Source organism: Streptomyces sp. CA-249302 (assembly GCF_050936785.1).
In the GTDB taxonomy this organism is placed as follows: domain Bacteria; phylum Actinomycetota; class Actinomycetes; order Streptomycetales; family Streptomycetaceae; genus Streptomyces.
Genome location: NZ_JBNJMG010000001.1, coordinates 4,742,078 through 4,761,285, shown reverse-complemented (window position 1 = coordinate 4,761,285; position 19,208 = coordinate 4,742,078). Strand labels below are relative to the sequence as shown.

The following is a 19,208-nucleotide window of genomic DNA, read 5'->3' as shown; positions in this document are numbered from 1 at the left end:
CGATGATCGGACCCCCGTTCCGACGGGTGCCGGGGGTCCTGTAACCGAGGAGTTGCGAGCCGTGCCAGCCCCGAAGGTCTGGGTGACCGGTCTCACGGTGGGAGCGATCGCCGCTGTCGCCGTCCTGGCCGTGCAGGCCGACAAGGGAACCAAGCCGCACGTGGTCGCCGCCCGGGCGAGCGCCTCGGCGTCCGCGCAGCCGACGCCGACGAAGACGAAGGCGCCCGCCGCGGTGCCGGGAAACACCGGCAGCGGCCGCCGTATCGTCTACTCGGTCCCGCAGAAGACGGTGTGGCTGGTCGACGCGAGTGGCGCGGCCCGCCGCACCTTCGCCGTGTGGCCCGGGACGGTGAACCCGGTCCCCGGCTCCTACACGATCGGCGCGCGCACGCAGGGTCCGATCACCGGCTCGGACGGGGTGAAGGTCGAGCACATTGCGTACTTCGCCGTCCGGTCCGGCGTCAACATCGCCTTCTCCAACGCGGTCGACGGCTCCTCGCCGCCGCCCGCCTCCGGGACGTCCACCGGCGGTATCCGGATGAAGTCGGCGGACGGCTCGGCCCTGTGGACCTTCGGGTCGCAGGGCACGACGGTCGTGGTGGTCGGCTGATGGACCGCGAACTGGCCCTCGCCGTCGAGCTGGCCGACTGGGCCGCGGAGCGGATCCGCCGCCCGCGCGCCACGGAGGACACCAGCGACGTCCGGGAGAAGGCCGGCCCGGCCGACATCGTGACGGCCACGGACGAGGCGGTGGAGTCGTATGTCCGGGACGTGCTGCGGCGCGAGTTCCCGGAGTACGGAATCGAGGGCGAGGAGTACGGCGTTCACGAGGGCGCGGCCGGCGCCCCGCACTGGGTGATCGACCCGGTGGACGGTACGACGAACTACGCGCACGGCATCGGTTGGTGCTCGTTCTCGCTGGGCCTGGCGACCCCGGAGGGCAGGCCGCTGCTGGGTGTGGTGGCCGACCCGTGGCGCGGGGAGATCTTCAGCGCGGTCAAGGGCGGCGGCGCGCGTCTCGACGGCCGCCCGATCCGCGCGGCGGCCCACGACACGCTCACCGGCCACGCCTTCCTCACCGAGTGGGCCGCCCACGCCCACTGGCCCGGCCTGGACGACCTGCTGCGCGAACTCGCCGCCCGCCACTGCACGGTACGGGTCATGGGCTCCACGGCCCTGTCCCTTGTCCAGGTCGCGGCCGGCCGGGCGACGGCCGCGGCGATCGGCGAGTTCCACCCGGTGGACGCGCTCCCGCCGCTCCTGATCGCGACGGAGGCGGGAGCGGTGGCGATCCCCGAACTCCCGCCGTACGACACGCCGTTGCTGCTCGTCGCCCCCGGGGCCGCCGAAGAAGCGACGGCCCTCTGGAAGCGGACGGTCCTGCGCTAGTCGTCCGCGGGCTCGGTGCTGCGCCCGAAAGGCAGTTGGACCACCAGCAGCGAGACCCCGGCGAACACGAACACCCTGAGCGCGGCGTCCAGCCCGTTCCAGGTCTTCGACTGCCACATCGAGAACCACTCCCCGCCGATCGCGATGAACCCGGCGCCGAAGAGCAGCAGAAGCATGAGCAGGCCGTACGTGGAGACACTGCGCGCACGGGCGAGATCACGCCGGATCCAGAGCCAGGTGCCGTAGATCAGGACGAGGGCGGCGAGGGTCTCCCAGACGATGATGAGGACGTAAGCGGCGTTCTGCACACCGGTGTTGGTGATGGCCCGCCACATCAGGTCGTCGTCCTTGAACGTGGTGTCCATGGCCAGGACGTGCTGCACGAACGCCTGGTTGGTCCCGAAGTCGGTGATGTTGCCGAAGGCTACGAGGGCGATGTAGAGGGCCACGCTCGCGGTGAGGAGGGTGGCGGTGACATGGACGGCACGGGCATTGGGGGGTGTGTTGGTGGACATGACAGCAATCTTGCCCGGCTGATCAGCGTGGCTGGGCCGATTGAGCCAGATCGCAGACGGCCGGTCTCCTCTGCCAGACTTGAAAGACACCGGCTTACGGGGGTGGGCGGATGAGGCCGACGCGGCCCTCGATGCAGGAGCTGATCGGACGGCGGAAGCGTGCGGGCTTTGTCGGCCGACGCGCCGAGATCGACCGGTTCAGGGGGAACTTCGACGTTCCGCCGGAGGACGAGCGGCACAGTTTCGTCTTCCACGTCCACGGCACCGCTGGGGTCGGAAAGTCGTCTCTGCTAAGGGAGTTGGAGGCGATCGCGGCCGGGCGCGGGGCGATCACCGCGACGACGGACGAGGCCGTGAGCAGCGTGCCGGAGGCGATGGAGGCCATCAGCGCGCAGTTCGCTCGTCAGGGAGTGGAACTCAAGGCCCTGGACAAGCTGTTGGCCACGTATCGTCAGCGGCGCCATGAGGCGGAGACGGCGTCCGCCGCACCTGGGTCCGCGCCGGATACTCCCACCCCGACACCTGCCAGCCTGGTGATAACGCAGGCCGGCCTCGTCGGTCTCGGCATGGTGCCAGGGGTGGGGGCCTTCACGGGAGCGATGGATCCGGCCCAAGTGGCCCTCGGAGCAGACAAGATGCGGGCAGCGCTCACCGCGCGCTTCCGCAGTCACGAAGACGTGCAGCTGGTTCTCGAGCCGCTACGGGTCCTGACACCCGCGTTCGTCGAGGAGCTGAACCGGGTCGCCGAGCAGCGGCCGTGGATCACCCTGTTCTTCGACACTTACGAGCGCACGTCACCGTTCCTGGACGCCTGGCTGCTGGACGTGATCACGTCCGACCGGTACGGCACCCTCCCGGGGAACGTGGTCGTCGGCCTGGCCGGCCAGTACGGCCCCGACCCGGCCCGGTGGGGGGACTACGCGGGCTTCGTGAGGGAGTTCGCGCTCGAACCCTTCACCGAGTCCGAGGCCCGCCAACTCCTGGCCGCCAGAGGCGTGGTGGACGAGCGGCTGGTGCGCGATGTGCTGCGGCTGTCGGACTGCCTGCCGGTACTGGTCTCCACCCTCGCGGAGCACCCGGGTGACGAACCCGGCGCGATGGAGGACCCCGCTGCCACGGCCGTCGACCGCTTCCTGCGGTGGGAGCGGGATCCCGGGCGCCGCGAGGCGGCCATGGCGTGCTCGTTTCCGCGCCATCTCGACGAGGACGTGTTCCGCGCGGTGGTCGATGGTGATGTGCGGGACTCGTACGCGTGGCTGCGCGGGCTGCCGTTCGTCAGTGAACGGGCGGGGCGGGTCCGCTATCACGACGTGGTGCGGACCGCGATGCTCCGGCTGCAACGGAAGCGGTCGCCGCGGACGTGGGCGGAACGGCACGCGCGGCTCGCGGAAGCCTATGGGCGGTGGCGGGCGGAGGCGGAGCACGGACTGGTGCCGGACTCACTCTGGTACGACCAGACATGGCGGGAGCTGCGGGCGGAGGAGTCGTACCACGTGCTGTGTGCCGGGCCACGGGCCGGCCTGAAGCAGGTGCTCGGGGACGTCGTTGAGGCATGCCGGGCCGGCACGGTGGCGGCGCGGGCCTGTGCGCAGGCGCTGCACGACGCGGGGGAACACACGGATGCGGAGGAGGTGCGTACGTGGGGACGGGACCTTCTCGCGGTGCTCTCGGACGAGTCGGACACCGTTCTTCCGGCGCTCGGGCTGTTGCTCGACAAGGCGGGACTCGAGGCGCCCGCACGGGCTGAGGCGCACAGTGTGCGGGGTCGGGAGTTGAGGCAGGCGGGGGAGTTCGACCGTGCGTTGGTCGAATGCGAGCGGGCCGTCGCGCTGGACCCGACATCGGCGCGGGCGCACTACGGACGTGGGGTCACGCACGCCAAGTTGAGGGATCACGTGGCCGCCCTGGCTGATCTGGAACGTGCCGATGAACTGAGGCCCGACACCGTGTGGATCATCGCGGAGCGAGGTGAGGCGTTGCAGATGCTGGGACGGAACGAAGAAGCCCTTGCGCTTTTTGATCACGCCCTCTCCCTTGATCCGACGGACCGGACGGCATGGGCGAACCGGGCCTACAGCAGGCACGCCCTGGGGGATGAGAACGGAGCACTCGCCGACTTCGACCGGGCGCTGGAGATCGACGGCGGGTACCTGTGGGCGCTCGTCCACCGCGCTGAGGTGTACAGGAGCCTGGACAGGGGTGATGACTCCTTCGCCGACCTGGACCGGGCTGTGGAGCTCGCGCCGGACGTCGCCTGGGTCGCCTCCGAGCGAGGGGACGCGTACCGACTGGTGCGCCGCTACGAGGAGGCGGTCGAGGAACTCGGACGTGCCTGCACACTCGCCCCCGACTATGCGTCCGCGCATGCCGGCCGAGGGATGGCCCTGGTGCAGCTCAACCGTCTCGACGAAGCCGGTGCGGCCTTCGACCGGGCGATCGAGTTGGCGCCCGAATACACCTGGGCCCTGTTGCAGCGGGCTTCTCTGCGCGGTGAACTGGGCGACGAGGAGGGAATGTTCGCTGATCTGGACCGGGCGGTGGGGGGCGACGAAACAGGTTGGGGCGCCTTGGCGCAGCGGGGCATCGCCTATGCGGAAGCGGGCCGTGACGAAGAGGCACTGCTTGACTTCGACCGCGTCCTGGAACGCAGGCCCGGCTTCCGGGAGATCGTCATGTCCAAGATCCCGATCCTGCACTCACTCGGCAGGGCCGACGAGTTGCTCGCCCTGCTCGATCAGTTCCTGGACCCCGACTCCGAGGACACGCAACTTCTGGAGCTCAGGGGCCTCTCCCGGCTGGGTTCGGGCCGGTACCTCGACGCACTTCACGACTTCGACCGACTTCTGATCCTGGGGCCGGACGCAACTCCTTTCTTCTTGTCCAGAGCGGTGGCAGCCATTGCTCTGGGACGGCTCTCCCCAGCGCTCCAGGATCTGAGAGAGTGCGTCGAACGGGACGAGGAAGCAGCCCAGGCGACCGGGCTCATCGTGCAGATCCATCTCTGGCGCGGGCAGCTGGACGAGGCACGGCAGCTGTCGGAGGAACTGCGCGCGGAAGCGGAAGCCGACGCCGAATCCGGCTCTCTGCCCCTGTGCTGGCTCGTGGATGCTATGACCGGCCACTGGGAGCGAGCCGGTGAAATCGCCGATCGGGTGTATCGGAGCGATCCCGAACAGGGGGGACTGGCCCTGGCCTTGACCGTCGGGGTGACTGGGCGCCTGGACGAAGCCGAGCGGTTCTGGCGCGAGGTGCGGCAGGCAAGGACGGATGCGGATGCGGATGCGGAAAACAGGTTCGACCTCGTGCTGACCTACTGCGCGCTGGCCGACTGGTCCACGGCGGACGCGATGCTCGCCGAAGGTCTCGCGCTGGACCACCGCTGGGACGAGCTGGCCGATCTGGCAATGCTGCTCACACTCCTGGCCCGCTGCCCCGGCATCGACCAGAGCAGCCTCGCTCCGCGACTGGCCCGTGTCGTCGAGGCCCGGGACGCGATGCAGGCGCGCTACGCGGAATAGGCCCCCCTACGAAGGCCGCCCACGAAAGGTTCGTGAAGGCCAGTTGGGCGCCGTCCTTGTCCTTGGAGTCGCGGACGTGGACGGTGGGGGTCCGGTCGGCGGGGGATATGGCGACCTCGACGCATTCGGGGCCGTCATTGCTGCTGTAGCTGCTCTTGAACCACTCCAGGGCGGCGCTCATGTCTCTTCTTCTCCCAGGACTTTCTCGATGAAGGCCAGCGACTCGCGTGGCGTCAGGGCCTGCGACCGGATCATTCCATAGCGCATCTCCAGGATCTGAACTTCCCGGGGATCACTGATCACACGGCTGTGGAGTTGTCCCTCCGAGTGCCCTAGCGTCTTGCCGTCCCGGAGTTTCAACAGCTGCAGTGACCCGCCCATACCCGCGTGGTCCTCACAACTCGTAGGCATCACCTGGATCCTGACGTGCCTCAACGTGCCGATCTCCAACAGGTGTTCGAGCTGGTGTCGCAGCACCATTCTGCCCCCGAGGGGCCGCCGTAGCGTCACCTCTTCCTGGACGAAGGTGAGCAGCGGGGCGGGCAGCCGATCGAAGACGCGCTGTCGTGCCATGCGCGCGGAGACCTGGCGGTCGATCTCCTCCTCGGTGTAGGCGGGCTGCCGGATCGCGAACAGCGCTCGTGCGTACTCCGGGGTCTGGAGCAGGCCGTGCATGTTGTGGTTGGCGTAGGCCCCGAGCTCGACGGCCTCGTCCTCCAGCTTCGCCAGATCCCGCACCTTCTTGGGGTAACGGGCCTCCTCCAGGTCCTTCTTCATCGCGGAGATCTTCCCGCCCGCGCCGAGCGTCTCATCCGCCTTGTCGAGGAAGTCCGGCTTGGGACTCCGCCGCCCCCGCTCCACGGACGACACCATCTCCCCGCCGTACCCGATCGCCTCCCCCAGCTCGGGCTGGGTCATCCCGGCGGCCTCGCGCCACATCTTGATCTGCCGCCCGACCGTCTTGAGTACCGCCGCCGCTTCCTCGTCCTCCACCCTCTCCACCCTCCTCACGGACGAGCCGTACGGCTCCGCCCCGCACCCGGACAGTCCCGCTCCGTACCGGAGTCACTGCTGTTCAGGGTAGATACGAACGACCACGCTGGGTGACGTGAATCAGGAAACCGTCCCCCAGATCACCGCCCCCGCGCACTACTTCACGGTTCTGCTGGCCGCCGATCGAAGAGGTGCTCGACGGGCGCGCCAGCACACCGAGCGCCAACTCGCGGCCTGGGGCGTGCCCTTCGAAGCCGCCGCACAGATCGTCGCCGAGCTGGCGTCCAACGCCGTGCTCCACGGACGTGTCCCCGGCCGCGACTTCCGGCTGAGGCTCAAGGTCTACGCCGATCCCGGCACCCTCCGTATCGAGGTGACCGACGCCAGGGGCGACCGGATCCCGCAGGTCCACGCCCCAGTGAGCGACGAGGCCGAATCGGGACGCGGACTGCGCATCGTCGCGGCGTACGCGGACCGTTGGGGCGTGGAGGAGGCCCCGGCGGGCGGGAAGACGGTCTGGGCGGAGGTGGCACCGGATCGGGTGCCCCGGTGACCCGGCCGCGCCCGACGCCAAAGACAAAGAACCGGGGGAAAGAACCAAACCCGCCCCACCCGGCCCGTCACTCACCGCACCACTGATCACGCGCATCACTCGGTCGGGTGATCGCGATCGATCGCGCTGGCGCGTCGGTGAGTTGATCGGGCAGCGTTGGTTCCGACAGCGAACCGCAGACACGAAACGGCCCCCGCCGGGACTGCCATCCCGTACGAGGGCCTGATCACCCAGGAAGAAAAGGCCTTCCCGATGACTGAGCAGCACCTTAGCGCGCCCACGCACCCCCGACCCGACCGTTCCGGCCTGGGAGTTGCCCACGTGGACGAACACCACGATCAAGAGTTCACCGTCGTCGGAAACCATCTGGCGCAGCATGCCGAGCTGTCCCTGACGGCCATCGGCCTCGCCGTGCACATCCAGTCGCTCCCGACCGGAAGCCTCGTCGGCATCAAGGTCCTCGCCGCGAAGTTCCCCGAGGGCGAGACGCGTATCGCCTCCGCTCTGCGGGAGTTGGAGGCGTACGGCTATCTGTCCCGCACCAAGGAGCGCCTGCCTTCGGGACGGATCGTGACGCGCACGACGTCGTACAACAAGCCGCGGACGCGCATGGCCGGTGCGTCCGTCCATATGCTTCGCCGCGAACCGGCTCCGGACCCCAAGGAGCCGGAACAACCCGCCCCGGCGCCATCCGTACCGCTGCCCGCCCATCCCACCGCTCGCAACGTCCTGGCAGGTCTCCGGACCCGAGATCCGCGCCTACACCTGGCCGAACGCGACGTACACCGCCTGGCGCCCGCCGTGGTCGCATGGCTGGAGCGCGGAGTGGCGCCCGAGGACATTCAGCGAACTCACGGCCCTTTTGCCGCCACGCTTCGAGCCGGACCCCGAGCCCAGCCGCCCCGACCCGCTCCAGAACTGCGACGGCTGCGACCGGGCCTTCCGCTCGTCGCTGCCTGGCAGGTGCCGTGAATGCCGTCCATCCTGGCTGCCCGGTGCGGCGGCTTAGCGAACCCGGAAGTGAGCTCAGTGACAAGTGCTGCCAGGGCGCCGCGCCACCGACTGCGCCGATACCGTACGAGGACCGAGCCACCCGCACCGGAGGTCCCTGTGAGCGCCCAGACCGACGGCCCGTACGGACCGCTGATCCCCATGCCCGAAGCAACCCCGGACGCGCTACGGGCGGCCGTCATGCGGATCGCTCCCAGCCGGATCCCAGCCCTCACCCAGCACCTCTTCGAGGCCACCACGAACGCCCAGCAGACGCAGAGCCTCGCCCCCTTGCGAGCTTTCGTTCACTCGTGGGCCGTCTTCGTGTCGATCGAGCGGCATCCGGAACGCGCCGCCCGACTACGGGAGTTGGAGCGCATCGTGGACGCGGGGAAGCAGGATCCCGTGGAGGCCATCGCCGAGATCCGCGCCATCCGGGAGGCGGCCGAGGCAGAGGCGGGACTGTGACCGACTGGGCTTGGGACTACAACCCCAGCGCCGAGTACGTCACGGACGGCCTGCCCGTCGGAGTCGTGGCGGAGATGGAGCGACTCGCCACCGAGTCGGCCGCGTTGGGCCACGACTCCGTGAAGGTCGGCAGGCCCCTGGACAGAGAGGGTGGCCTGCGTGAATTCGACCTCCTCGGCGGACGGGGTTTCATCAGCTTTCCGGCCGTACCACGCCATGAATGCGTCTACGTCTGCAATGTCACCTGGTATGGCTCATAACCGGCTCTCGGGACCACTCCCCCCACACCCCGCATATCAGATCACCCCCTAAACCGACCGTTCCCGTTCGATTACAGTGCTGAGCTGTCGTGCGTCGCTCGGTGCCACTGGGGAGGTCTAGGTGAGTGTGACGACCGGGGCCGTCTGGGGCCGGGTGGAGCAGCAGGATTTTCGTAGTCGGGTGCGCGGGACCCTGCTCGGGGCGGCCGTCGGGGACGCGTTCGGGGCGCCCGTCGACGGGATGGACCTGGACGGGATCCGGGAGGCCTACGGCGCCGAGGGGATCGTCGATCTCGGGGTCGGGTACGGGCGCCGCGGGGCCGTCACGCATCTCACGCAGCTGACCCTGTTCACCGTCGACGGGCTGATACGGGCCCAGGTACGGCGGGACACCGGCGCCTGGCATCCGCCCACCGATCTGCACCGGGCCTATCTGCGCTGGGCGGCCACCCAGCGGGACTGGGGGCCCGACGAGCGGCGCAAGGACGACGGCTGGCTGGCCCGCGAGGAGTGGCTGTACGCCCGCCGGGATCCGGCGCGTGCGCTGCTGCTCGGGCTCGGCGACGAGACCATGGGGACGCTGGACCTGCCCAAGAACACCGGTGAGGTCGGTCCCGAGGCGGCCGCCCGTTCCGCGCCCTTCGGGCTGCTGGTGGGGTGGGAGCCGCAGCTGGTCGTACAGCTGGCGGTGGAATGCGCCGCGCAGACCCACGGGCATCCGATGGCCTACCTCTCGGCGGGCGCGTACGCCGTGATCGTGCACGGCCTTGCGCGCGGCGAGACCCTCGACGGCGCGGTGCAGCGGGCGCTGGGGCTGCTCGCCGCGCGGCCGGGGCACCAGTCGGTGTCGGACGCGCTCCAGCACGCGCTGGGCGCCGTACGGCAGGGGATGCCCACGCCGCTGCGGGTCGCCGAGCTGGCCGGTGACGGTACGGCGGAGGGTGTGCTGGCGGCGGCCGTGTACTGCGCGCTGGTGGGGGAGGACGTACGGCACGGCCTGTGTCTGGCCGTGAACCAGGACGGGCCCTCGGGGGCGACGGCCGCGCTGACCGGCGGGCTGCTCGGGGCGCTGCACGGGGAGACCGCCCTGCCGCCGGCCTGGCTCGCCGAGCTGGAGGGGCGGCCGACGGTGCTGGAACTGGCCGACGACTTCGCCATGGAGATGACACAGGGGCCGGCCCTGCACGGACCGGCGGGTTCGGCGCCCGGGTGGCTGGCCCGGTATCCGCGGGGATGACCGAAGCGCGTACGGGACAGGGGCGGCCCCGGCTGATGCCGGTGGCCGCCCCTGTCCCGTACGCGCTGCTGTGTCAGTCCTTCACCGGCGTCCTGCCCACGACGTCCTCCACGTCGCCCGCCGGGGTCGGCAGGGCGACCGCCGCGCTGTCGTCGTCGTCCGTGTTGATCCGCTCGATGACCGCGAGCCGCTCCGGGGTGTCCTCCGGCTTCAGGTAGCCGATGAGGATGTACAGGACGAGGGAGACGGCCAGCGGGATCGAGACCTGGTACTGGAGCGGGACGCCGCCGTCGACGCTCCAGTTGATCGGGTAGTTCACCAGCCAGAAGGCCAGCAGACCCATCGACCAGCTGGTCAGCGCCGCCGTCGGGCCGGAGCGGCGGAACGGGCGCAGCAGGCCCAGCATCATCGGGATGGCGATCGGGCCCATGAGGCCGGCGACCCACTTGATGACGACGGTGATGATGTCCTTGAAGGCGGGGGAGTTGACCTGGGTCGCCACCGCCATGGACAGGCCGAGGAAGACGACCGTGGTGACACGGGCCGCGATCAGGCCGGAGCGCTGGTTCCACTCCCGGGCCCGCCTGGAGAAGACCGGCGCCGCGTCGCGGGTGAAGACCGCCGCGATGGCGTTGGCGTCGGAGGAGCACATGGCCATCGTGTGCGAGAAGAAGCCGACGATGACCAGGCCCAACAGGCCGTGCGGCAGCAGCTGTTCGGTCATCAGGCCGTAGGAGTCGGAGCCGTCCGGCTTCTGCGCGTGCACCAGCAGCGGCGACATCCACATGGGGAAGAAGAGGATCACCGGCCAGACGAGCCACAGCGCCGCCGACAGGCGTGCCGAGCGCTCGGCGGCCCGCGGGCTGGTGGTGGCCATGTAGCGCTGGGCCTGGTTGAGCATGCCGCCGTTGTACTCGAAGAGCTTGATGAAGAGGAAGGCGAGCAGGAAGACCGTCCCGTACGGGCCGACCAGCGGTTTGCCGTGACCGTGCAGGGCGGGCTCGTCCCAGGCGCCGAAGAAGCCGATGCCCTTGTCGTTCAGCTTGAGTACGACCGCCACGAACATGGAGATGCCGGCCAGCAACTGGATGACGAACTGGCCGAGTTCGGTCAGCGCGTCCGCCCACAGGCCGCCGATCGTGCAGTAGACGGCCGTGATGGCGCCGGTGATGAGGATGCCCTGGTTGAGCGTGACGCCGGTGAAGACGGACAACAGGGTCGCGATCGCGGCCCACTTGGCGCCCACGTCGACGATCTTCAGCAGCATGCCGGACCAGGCCAGCGCCTGCTGGGTCTTCAGGTCGTACCGGTTCTTCAGGTACTCGAGCGGCGAGGCCACATGGAGCCGGGAGCGCAGCCGGTTGATGCGCGGCGCGAACAGCTTCGAGCCGATGGCGATGCCCAGGGCGATCGGGAAGGACCAGGTGACGAAGGACGTCACGCCGTACGTGTAGGCGATGCCCGCGTAACCCGTGAACATCACCGCGCTGTAGCCCGACATGTGGTGCGAGATGCCGGACAGCCACCAGGGCATCTTGCCGCCGGCGGTGAAGAAGTCGCTGACGTCGTCCACGCGTTTGTGCGACCACACGCCGATCGCGACCATGACGCCGAAATAGCCGATGAGCACGGCCCAGTCGAGACCGTTCATGTACGCCTCCCAGGGGTCGACCCGGCGCTCATCGTGTGCGTTGCTGCGTGAGCACGACAAGTGAGCGTAAGGTCAAGGGGAGGTAAAAGTATTCGAGTTGATGTATCCGGTTCATCTATATGAACTCATCGCATCAGCTCCCCAGCGTTGACCAGCAAGGACTGTCCCGTGATCGCCCGCGCCCGGTCCGAGGCCAGGAACACGGCGGCGTCGGCCACGTCCGCGTCCGTGGCGAGCTCCGGCAGCGCCATCCGATCCGTCAGCCGCTTCAGCACCTCCGGCTCCGGCACCCCCTCGGTGTGCGCCGTGAACTGCACGTACGCCTCCACCGGCGGCCCCCACATCCAGCCCGGCAGCACGGTGTTCACCCGGATCCGGTACGGCCCGAGCTCCCGCGCCAGCGAGTACATCGCGCTGGTCAGCGCCCCCTTCGAGGCCGCGTACGCCGCCTGTCGCACCTGCGAGGGCGCGGCCACCGCGGACTGCGTGCCGATGAAAACCACCGAACCGCCGCACTCCTTCAGCGCCGGCAGACAGGCCCGGGTCATCCGCAGCGAACCCAGCAGGTTCACGTCGATCACCGACTGCCAGGTCGCGAAGTCCGCGTCCTCCAGACCGCCGAAGTAGCTGTCCCAGGCGGCCACATGGACCACGGCGTCGATCCGGCCGAAACGCTCCCGGCCCGACTCCGCGAGTGCCACGCACTGTTGCTCGTCGGTGATGTCGGTCGCCCGGTACGCCGTGTGCGCCCCGTCCGGATCGATCTCGGCCGCGCTCTTGGCGAGGTTCGCCTCGGTGCGCGCCCCGAGCACCGCGTTCCCGCCGTCGCGCACGACCGCCGCCGCGACCTGGTGACCGAGCCCGGCGCCGACTCCCGAGACGACCACGGTCTTGCCCGTGAGCAGTGACATCCGAGCCTCCAGGGGTATGGCCAATTATCTGACGGGGCGTCAGAGTATGGGCCGTCGGAGGAGGAAGGAAGAGGCGGAGAGGAAGGGGAGCGCCCATGTCCGAGGAGACCCGCAGCGAGGTGTACGCCGAGCTGGCCGCCGTGGGACCGTACGGAGTCCGTCCCGGCCACGCGCTGATCACCATGGTGGAACCCCACCCCGGCCACGAGTACGCGTACAACCGCTGGTACGAGGACGACCACTACTACGCCGGCGCGATGGCCATGCCCTGGATGTACGCCGGGCGCCGCTGGGTCGCCACCCGCGATCTCCAACTCCTGCGCTACCCGGAGAAGTCGGCGATCGCCCAGCCCGTCACCGCCGGGTGCTACATCTCGACGTACTGGATCACCGACGGCCGCTACGACGACCACATGAGGTGGACCGTCGGTATCAACAAGCGGCTCAACCGGGACGCGCGGGTCTACCAGGATCGTACGCACGTCTTCACGGCTTTCCAGGACCACGAGGTGACCGTGTACCGGGACGGCGCGGCCGGGCCGCGCGACTTCCACGCCCTCGACCACCCCTACGCGGGGCTGGTGGTGGAGGTGATCGACGCCGAATCGGCCGGGCAGCGGGCGGAGTTGCTGGAGTGGCTGCGGGGGCGGCATCTGCCGAAGCGGGTCGCCGGGTCGCCCGCGGCCATGGTGACCGTGTTCCGGCCGACGCCGCTGCCCGGGGACCGGATGACCTATGTGAAGCAGGTGGAGGGCGTGGACACGCGGCTGACGCTGCTGTGGTTCCTGGAGGCGGACCCGCGGGAGTGCTGGGAGGCGTATTTCGCGGACCTGGCGGCGCCGGTGGCGGAGGCGGGGCTGGGGAGGGTGGAGCTGGTGGCGCCGTTCGTCCCGACCGTGCCGGGGACCGACCGGTACGTCGACCGGTTGCGGTAGGGCGCTTCATGGCGGATCCCGGCATCCTCCGCCTCCGGCGCCGGGCACGGCCGAGCCCCCTCGGCAAGGACGGCGGGCTGGTCGAGAGGGCTCTTCCTGTGCTGCTTGTGAAGTTGTGTTTGTTGTCGGTCAATTGGGCCGAGGATCAGGAAGATCCTCCCCCTTACGCCTTGATCGAGGCGACGAAGGTGTTCCACGCGTCGGCGGGGAAGGCGAGTACCGGGCCGTCGGTGACCTTGGAGTCCTTGACCGACAGATCCTCACCGGCCGGCGACTTGACCTCGACGCAGGCTCCGTTGCCGGTGGAGTACGAGGACTTGGTCCAGGTGTCCGTGGCGCCCTGACGAATTGCCATTTTTGCTCCGTAGTGCGAGAAGACGAGTTGCTGATTTGCGCCAACCTCTGGTGTGTGGTGGCGTGATCGACGCTACTCGCCAACCTCCGCGTACGAAGCGACTATTCACTCGACTGGATGGCATATTCCAGGTGGGTCTTCCACTCCGGCCCCGGGAAGGTGTACCTTACGGCGCTTCAGCGGGCGTACTCCTTCGCGATGTCCGCGATGAACTGCCGTGACTGGTCCGGATTGAGGGCCTGGGCCCGCAGGTGCTCGTACATCACGCTGTACTTCTGCACGTCGTTGGCCTTCTCCAGATACAGGTCACTGGTGACGCCCTCGATGTACACGACGCTGGAGTCGGCCGCGTCCGGGAACTCCAGGATCGCGTACTGGCCGTTGAGCCCCGGATGGGCGCCCATGTCGAAGGGGATGACCTGCACGGTGACGTGCGGCAGCTGGGACTGCTCGACGAGCTGCTCCAACTGGTCCCGCATCAGCGAGCGGTTGCCCACCACCCGCCGCAGGGCCGCCTCGTCCATCACGGTCCACAGCCGGAGCGGGTTCTCCGGGGCGGTGATTCGTTCCTGCCGACGCAGCCGCACCTGCACGCGCTTCTCGACATCGGCGGTGGCCGTCTCCGGCAACGCGCCCGCGATCAGCGCCTCCGCGTACTGCCGGGTCTGCAACAGGCCCGGCACGACCTGGGGATCGTAGACCCGCAGGCTCGCGGCGTCCGTCTCCAGCCCGATGTAGACGCTGTAGGGGATGTCCCCGAAGGAGTGCCACCACCCCTGCTGCCGCGAGTCCTTGGCCATCTGCATCAGAGAGTCGACGATCCGGTGGTCCTCCACCTCGTAGACCCCGCACAGGTCGCGGACGTCACGCTGGCTGATGCTGCGCCGCCCGTTCTCCAGGCGGCTGATCTTCGACTGCGAGACCAGCAGCCGCTCGGCGACCTCTTCGGCCGTCATGCCCTTGAGCTCGCGGAGCCGGCGCAGCTCCTGGCCCAGCCGGCGTCGCCGGACGGTGGGATTGACATTGGACGCCACGGGACGTGCACCTCCGGCTGCGGACCACTGGTTACCACTTTGCGTATCTGCTGTTGAGCAGACTGCCACCAAGGTGCTTACTACCGCTGGGAAACGGTGGATATGCGCTGGATACACGCCAGTTCGCGATCCGGGCGTGATCTGCGGGGCGGTCGCAGGGGTGACTCCGGGGCGGAGTCGGCGACGGCCGGCCCCGGAAAAAGGCCGCGCGGAGCAGCGGGACCGTTTCGCCATCCGCGACTGCGGACGACGTACGGACTCACTGCCCCGCGCGGCCGGCGGCTCCCGTACCGGGTCTCGGGACTGCTGTCGTCGTGGAACTGCGGCTCAGTGGGCCACGACGCGTGCCATGGAACCTCGACGCGGCTGCATCGGAACACCACGAGCCGGTTCCGGTGCTGGCCGGGTCGGCCCGGCGGGGGCCGGACGGCCGGCCGGTGCCGGGCTGCGGCGCGGCTGGGCCGCCACGCCGTTCTGGACGTCCATCACCGCGTGCGCGACGAGACCGCCCATGGGGTCGTGCCTGATCAGATCCCGCAACCGGGAGCGGGACGAACGTCCCTCGTTACCCGGATACAGGTGCTTGCCGAGGCCGACCGCGTGTGCCAGTGCGGCGAGCGCCGCGGTCCGCGGGTCCGGCGGAACGCCGGTGCGGATCGCGGAGTCCAGCCGGGCCCTGATCTCCCGGCTGATCTCGGTGTCCGTCGCCTGGTAGCGAGTCGTCGGCAGCACCCCGCACATCTGACCGGCCACGGCATGCACCATGCCGCACCGCTCCAGATGCGAGAGGTAGGTCTGGCGCAGCCCCAGTCGGGGTCCGCCAATCCAGTTCACCGCACGTACGGGAGCGCCACGCCTTCGCAGCAACTCCAACGCGCAGTCCAAAGTTGGATCTCCAGTCGGCCGTGGGGCTACCACGGCGATACGATCCCCGTCTGGGGCTATCCGTCCGGCCAGCGCCAGCTCCACTAGCTGCGCTCCGGCCAGACCGAGGTCGAGCGACTGCGGCTGTGCAGTGGTACCCGTGGCCGGGTCCAGTGCCAGCAGCAGAAGCTCCTCCGGAAGTGTTCTGCGGCTCCTGCCCATCCATGCCTCCCCGCGTGGATGAAAGACAGGGTGACCCCTCTCACATTGGTCTGTCGAGGGTGCGTGACCTGTTTGTGAGGGAACCGGTAGGTATGTCGTTCTCGTCTACCGCAGGGGTTAAGCCCGCACACAGGACACTGGTACATGGTTCGGACAGCGTGTCCTGCGGTGTCCCGGGCGGCGATTCACGGTTCGTTTGACGGTTCGGCAGTCGCGTGCGGGGCATGCGGCGGCACATGGAGGAGGCATCGGTGGCGGGCGAGTCCCCCGACAGGTCGAAGAAGCGCGAGTCGTCGGCAGAACCGACGTCGGGGAGCGCGGGTCCGGTTCCGGAGGCCAGGACGGAGAATTCCGCGGCCCGAGATCCCCGACTGGCGGTGGCCCGGGACGGAGAGGCGTCTTCGGGCACTTCGTCGTCGAGGTCGACCGCGTCGCGTGGCGGTGTGGATACGGCGACCCGGGTCTTCTCGGTACGGGACCTGACCCCCGGCGACTCGGACGCGGCGGGGCGCGCTGCGGATGCCGGGGAGTCCGGCGAGTCCGGGGGCGACGGCTCCGAGGGGGCCGCGGCTTCCGAGTCCGGGGAGTCCCGGAACGGCGGGTCGAGGGCCGGGGGCGCGAAGGACGCCGAGGCTTCGGCTCCGGGTGGCGGGGACTCGGAGGGTGGTTCGCGGGTCGGGGCCGGAGACTCGGAGGGTGGTTCGCAGGTCGGGGCCGGGGACTCGGACGCTGACGAGGATTCCGAGGGCGGCGCCGCGGACAGCGGTGACGTTTCCGCGGAGGGGGCGAACGCGTCCGATGGCGACGAGGTGACTGGCGGTGACCCGGGGGCTGTCCAGGGTGACGGCCTGGGCGACGCGCGGCTGCGGGCCGCTGTGGCGGCCTGGGTGCGGTCGGGCGACGGCACGGACTCCTCCGGGGACTCCGGGGACTCCGACGACTCCGAGGGTGCCACGGACGCCGGGGATGCCGCGGAGACGGCCGAGGAGGCCGCTGGGGCGGCTGTGACGGCCGTGGGGACGACGGAGGCCGCTGGCGCCGACGGGGCTGCGGGAGAGCCGGAGGCGGAGATTCCGGCGGCTGTGGAGGGCCGCGCGGAGGAGGCCGGGGGTCGTACCGAGGCCGAGTCGGGGACTGACGGGGCTGTCGACGGGGGCGACGCCGAGGGGGCGGATGCCTCCCAGGGTGCGGCTGATGCCGAGAGCGGCGGGACGGGGACTGCGGCGGAGGCCGGCAGGGTTGTCGACGAGGACGCCGTCGCTGGGGCTGACGGCCCTGAGGACGCGGCTGACGCGGCGACGGCCGACAGCGCCACGGAAGACACCACCGACACCACGACGGACGACACCACGGACGGCGAAGCCGAGGGTGCCGCGGACGAATCCGTGCCCGTCGACGGCGAAGCCGCAGATGCCGCAGATGCCGCAGATGCCGTTGATCGCGCCGCGCCCGCGGATGACGAACCCTCGGACGCCGCGCCCGCCGGCGGTGACGAACCGGCTGACGGCAAGCCCGCAGCCGCCGGCGGCGACTCCGCTCACGTCTCCGAAGAGCCCACCGCCGCTCCCGACGAGCCCGCAGCCGCCGACGGCGAGGACCCCCCGCAGGGGCCACCCGCACCCGGCGACGAAAGTGGCACGGGTGGGCGGGGTGGGCGTGGCGGGGTTGATCAGCCGACCGCCGTGTTCAAGCGGCCCAAGCCTCAGGTCGATCAGCCGACGACCATGCTGAAGCTCGGGGACGTGAAGGCCGATCCCGAGCGCACCAGTAAGTTCGTCGCGCTGAAGCCCCTCGACGAACCGGCGACCAAGAAGCCCAGGCCCGCCCCGGCGGAGGCGACCGCCGCCGTCCCCCAGGTCGGCCCGGAACGGACCACGCAGCAGCCGCTCCCGCCGAAGCCCCCGCTCGACCTCCTGGCCGAGCTCACGAACACCCCGCGCCCGCCTGAGACCCCGGTCCGCACGATCGTCCGCCGGGTCAAGATCTGGACGCCGCTCGTCCTGCTCCTCGCCGTCGTGTTTGCGATCGTGCAGGCCGTCCGCCCCCTGCCCACCCCCACCCTCGCCCTCACCGCCGAGGACTCGTACACCTTCGAGGGGAGCAGCACCGCGCTCCCGTGGCCGAGCGAGGGACAAGGCCGTCTCGACGTCAACGGCATCGGCACGATGGGTACTTTCGGGAAGCAGACCCCCGTCGCCATCGGCTCCGTGGCGAAAGCCATGACCGCTTACATCGTGCTCAAGGACCACCCCCTCAAGTCCGGCCAGGACGGCCCGAAGATCACGGTCGACGCCCTCGCCGAGAAGGAGGCCGGGTACTACAAGGACGGCGAGTCGACGCTGACGACCGTCAAGGAGGGCGACGTACTCACCGAGAAGGAGGCCCTCTCGGCGATCATGATCCCGTCCGCCAACAACATCGCCCGCCTGCTGGCGCGTTGGGACGCCGGTTCCGAGGCCGCGTTCATCAAGAAGATGAACGACACCGCCAAGGAACTCGGGATGACGGGGACGACGTACACCGATGCCTCGGGCCTGAAGGAGACCACCGTCTCCACCGCCTCCGACCAGGTGAAACTCGGCAACGAGCTGGTGAAGATCCCGGCGCTGATCGACATCACCAAACTGCCCAGCTGGGTCGACCCGTCCGGCAAGAAGTGGGACAACTACAACCGCCTCGTCCCGTACAACGGCGCCATCGGCATCAAGACGGGCACGACGACCAAGGCCGGCGGCAATCTCCTGTTCGCCGCCACCAAGGAGGTCGGCGGAGAGACCGTCACCGTCGTCGGCGCGATCCTCGGCCAGCACACCGCGCCGATCATCGACACCGTCAACGCGGTCAGCAAGACGGCGATGCTGGCGGCCCAGGACGCCCTGAAGTCGGCGAAGATCCTGAAGAAGGGCGAGGTCGTCGGATACGTGGACGACAAGCTCGGCGGCCACACCCCGATCGTCGTCACCAAGGACGTCGCCGCGGTCGGCTGGTCCGGCCTCAAGGTGAAGCTGTCCTTCGACGCCGACGACGTGCCGCACACCGCGAAGGCCGGCACCCAGGTGGGCACGCTCACCGTCGGCGACGGCAGCAGCGGCGCGGTCAAGGTCCCGGTGGCCCTGGAGAAGGACCTCACCGAGCCGGGCTTCACGGCCAAGCTGAAGCGCCTCGGCTGACCCGCTGTAACACCCCATCCATCGCACCCCGTCGGCGGGCCCACCTGGGAGCCTTCCGGCGGGGTGCGTGCTAGCGTCACGAAACGGGGTAGGCGCCGTTCGCGGGACACGGCCGGAGAACCCGACGGGACGCGGTCGTCAAC

General features: G+C 69.7%; 17 protein-coding genes and 1 pseudogene. 10 read left to right on the top strand and 8 right to left on the bottom strand.

Annotation, left to right across the window (positions count from 1 at the left end):
• Positions 1-61 precede the first annotated feature (61 nt).
• Together ACQEWB_RS21185 and ACQEWB_RS21180 are read left to right on the top strand one after the other, a co-directional pair.
• Complete coding sequence (locus tag ACQEWB_RS21185; protein WP_432833274.1) at positions 62-610, top strand: hypothetical protein; 549 nt, start codon at positions 62-64, stop codon at positions 608-610.
• Entirely contained in the window at positions 610-1,389 is a 780-nt protein-coding gene (locus ACQEWB_RS21180; RefSeq protein ID WP_432833272.1) for an inositol monophosphatase family protein, read from the top strand. Before ACQEWB_RS21185 ends, ACQEWB_RS21180 begins: the two co-directional genes overlap by 1 nt.
• On the opposite strand, the gene ACQEWB_RS21175 is transcribed toward ACQEWB_RS21180, so the two are convergent.
• Positions 1,386-1,904, bottom strand: a complete 519-nt coding sequence (locus tag ACQEWB_RS21175) for a DUF2165 domain-containing protein (RefSeq protein WP_432833270.1) — start codon at positions 1,902-1,904, stop codon at positions 1,386-1,388. The genes ACQEWB_RS21180 and ACQEWB_RS21175 overlap by 4 nt on opposite strands.
• Before the next feature lie 110 nt (positions 1,905-2,014).
• Here ACQEWB_RS21175 and ACQEWB_RS21170 point away from each other — a divergent pair, with 110 nt between their 5' ends.
• The gene (locus tag ACQEWB_RS21170; protein WP_432833268.1) at positions 2,015-5,422 is read left to right on the top strand and encodes a tetratricopeptide repeat protein; all 3,408 of its coding nucleotides are present in this window, start codon (positions 2,015-2,017) and stop codon (positions 5,420-5,422) included.
• Between the two features lie 7 nt (positions 5,423-5,429).
• Here ACQEWB_RS21170 and ACQEWB_RS21165 read toward each other — a convergent pair.
• Positions 5,430-5,603: pseudogene (locus ACQEWB_RS21165) on the bottom strand (DUF397 domain-containing protein); the annotation flags it as partial.
• Positions 5,600-6,415: a helix-turn-helix domain-containing protein gene (locus tag ACQEWB_RS21160; RefSeq protein ID WP_432833266.1), complete on the bottom strand. Its 816-nt coding sequence runs from the start codon at positions 6,413-6,415 to the stop codon at positions 5,600-5,602. The gene ACQEWB_RS21160 and the pseudogene ACQEWB_RS21165, both read right to left, overlap by 4 nt.
• A 115-nt stretch (positions 6,416-6,530) precedes the next feature.
• On the opposite strand from ACQEWB_RS21160, the gene ACQEWB_RS21155 reads away from it, so the two are divergent.
• The 5 genes from ACQEWB_RS21155 to ACQEWB_RS21135 all read left to right on the top strand — a co-directional run bounded on the left by ACQEWB_RS21155 (position 6,531) and on the right by ACQEWB_RS21135 (position 9,923).
• On the top strand, positions 6,531-6,968 hold the full coding sequence (locus ACQEWB_RS21155; RefSeq protein ID WP_432833264.1) for an ATP-binding protein: 438 nt from the start codon (positions 6,531-6,533) through the stop codon (positions 6,966-6,968).
• Between the two features lie 321 nt (positions 6,969-7,289).
• Complete coding sequence (locus ACQEWB_RS21150; RefSeq protein WP_432833262.1) at positions 7,290-7,940, top strand: helix-turn-helix domain-containing protein; 651 nt, start codon at positions 7,290-7,292, stop codon at positions 7,938-7,940.
• A gap of 138 nt (positions 7,941-8,078) precedes the next feature.
• Positions 8,079-8,426 carry a DUF6247 family protein gene (locus ACQEWB_RS21145; protein WP_432833260.1) on the top strand — a complete coding sequence of 116 codons (348 nt, stop codon included), beginning with the start codon at positions 8,079-8,081 and terminating at the stop codon, positions 8,424-8,426.
• Positions 8,423-8,686, top strand: a complete 264-nt coding sequence (locus tag ACQEWB_RS21140; RefSeq protein WP_432833258.1) for a hypothetical protein — start codon at positions 8,423-8,425, stop codon at positions 8,684-8,686. The genes ACQEWB_RS21145 and ACQEWB_RS21140 overlap by 4 nt, the downstream gene beginning before the upstream one ends.
• A gap of 121 nt (positions 8,687-8,807) precedes the next feature.
• Positions 8,808-9,923, top strand: coding sequence for an ADP-ribosylglycohydrolase family protein (locus ACQEWB_RS21135; protein ID WP_432833256.1), 1,116 nt, complete (start codon positions 8,808-8,810; stop codon positions 9,921-9,923).
• Between the two features lie 73 nt (positions 9,924-9,996).
• On the opposite strand, the gene ACQEWB_RS21130 is transcribed toward ACQEWB_RS21135, so the two are convergent.
• On the bottom strand, positions 9,997-11,574 hold the full coding sequence (locus tag ACQEWB_RS21130; protein WP_432833254.1) for a sodium:solute symporter family protein: 1,578 nt from the start codon (positions 11,572-11,574) through the stop codon (positions 9,997-9,999).
• A 125-nt stretch (positions 11,575-11,699) separates the two neighbouring features.
• The gene (locus ACQEWB_RS21125) at positions 11,700-12,485 is read right to left on the bottom strand and encodes an SDR family oxidoreductase (protein WP_432833252.1); all 786 of its coding nucleotides are present in this window, start codon (positions 12,483-12,485) and stop codon (positions 11,700-11,702) included.
• Positions 12,486-12,580: 95 nt separating this feature from the next.
• Between ACQEWB_RS21125 and ACQEWB_RS21120 the strand changes: the two genes are divergently transcribed.
• A complete protein-coding gene (locus ACQEWB_RS21120) occupies positions 12,581-13,420 on the top strand; it encodes a hypothetical protein (protein WP_432833250.1) in 840 nt (279 codons plus the stop codon).
• A gap of 163 nt (positions 13,421-13,583) precedes the next feature.
• On the opposite strand, the gene ACQEWB_RS21115 is transcribed toward ACQEWB_RS21120, so the two are convergent.
• From ACQEWB_RS21115 to ACQEWB_RS21105, 3 genes are all read right to left on the bottom strand, one after another.
• On the bottom strand, positions 13,584-13,775 hold the full coding sequence (locus tag ACQEWB_RS21115; protein ID WP_432833248.1) for a DUF397 domain-containing protein: 192 nt from the start codon (positions 13,773-13,775) through the stop codon (positions 13,584-13,586).
• A gap of 176 nt (positions 13,776-13,951) precedes the next feature.
• Positions 13,952-14,809 carry a helix-turn-helix domain-containing protein gene (locus ACQEWB_RS21110; RefSeq protein WP_432833246.1) on the bottom strand — a complete coding sequence of 286 codons (858 nt, stop codon included), beginning with the start codon at positions 14,807-14,809 and terminating at the stop codon, positions 13,952-13,954.
• A gap of 327 nt (positions 14,810-15,136) precedes the next feature.
• Positions 15,137-15,895: a GOLPH3/VPS74 family protein gene (locus tag ACQEWB_RS21105; protein ID WP_432833244.1), complete on the bottom strand. Its 759-nt coding sequence runs from the start codon at positions 15,893-15,895 to the stop codon at positions 15,137-15,139.
• Positions 15,896-16,338: 443 nt separating this feature from the next.
• On the opposite strand from ACQEWB_RS21105, the gene ACQEWB_RS21100 reads away from it, so the two are divergent.
• Complete coding sequence (locus ACQEWB_RS21100) at positions 16,339-19,065, top strand: D-alanyl-D-alanine carboxypeptidase (RefSeq protein WP_432833242.1); 2,727 nt, start codon at positions 16,339-16,341, stop codon at positions 19,063-19,065.
• Positions 19,066-19,208 lie beyond the last annotated feature (143 nt).

Bases quoted from the DNA above. Each gene is read 5' to 3' on its own strand.
- ACQEWB_RS21130 (WP_432833254.1), bottom strand. From the start codon at position 11,574: ATGAACGGTCTCGACTGGGCCGTGCTCATCGGCTATTTCGGCGTCATG.
- ACQEWB_RS21115 (WP_432833248.1), bottom strand. From the start codon at position 13,775: ATGGCAATTCGTCAGGGCGCCACGGACACCTGGACCAAGTCCTCGTAC.
- ACQEWB_RS21105 (WP_432833244.1), bottom strand. From the start codon at position 15,895: ATGGGCAGGAGCCGCAGAACACTTCCGGAGGAGCTTCTGCTGCTGGCA.
- ACQEWB_RS21120 (WP_432833250.1), top strand. From the start codon at position 12,581: ATGTCCGAGGAGACCCGCAGCGAGGTGTACGCCGAGCTGGCCGCCGTG.
- ACQEWB_RS21175 (WP_432833270.1), bottom strand. From the start codon at position 1,904: ATGTCCACCAACACACCCCCCAATGCCCGTGCCGTCCATGTCACCGCC.
- ACQEWB_RS21170 (WP_432833268.1), top strand. From the start codon at position 2,015: ATGAGGCCGACGCGGCCCTCGATGCAGGAGCTGATCGGACGGCGGAAG.
- ACQEWB_RS21180 (WP_432833272.1), top strand. From the start codon at position 610: ATGGACCGCGAACTGGCCCTCGCCGTCGAGCTGGCCGACTGGGCCGCG.
- ACQEWB_RS21125 (WP_432833252.1), bottom strand. From the start codon at position 12,485: ATGTCACTGCTCACGGGCAAGACCGTGGTCGTCTCGGGAGTCGGCGCC.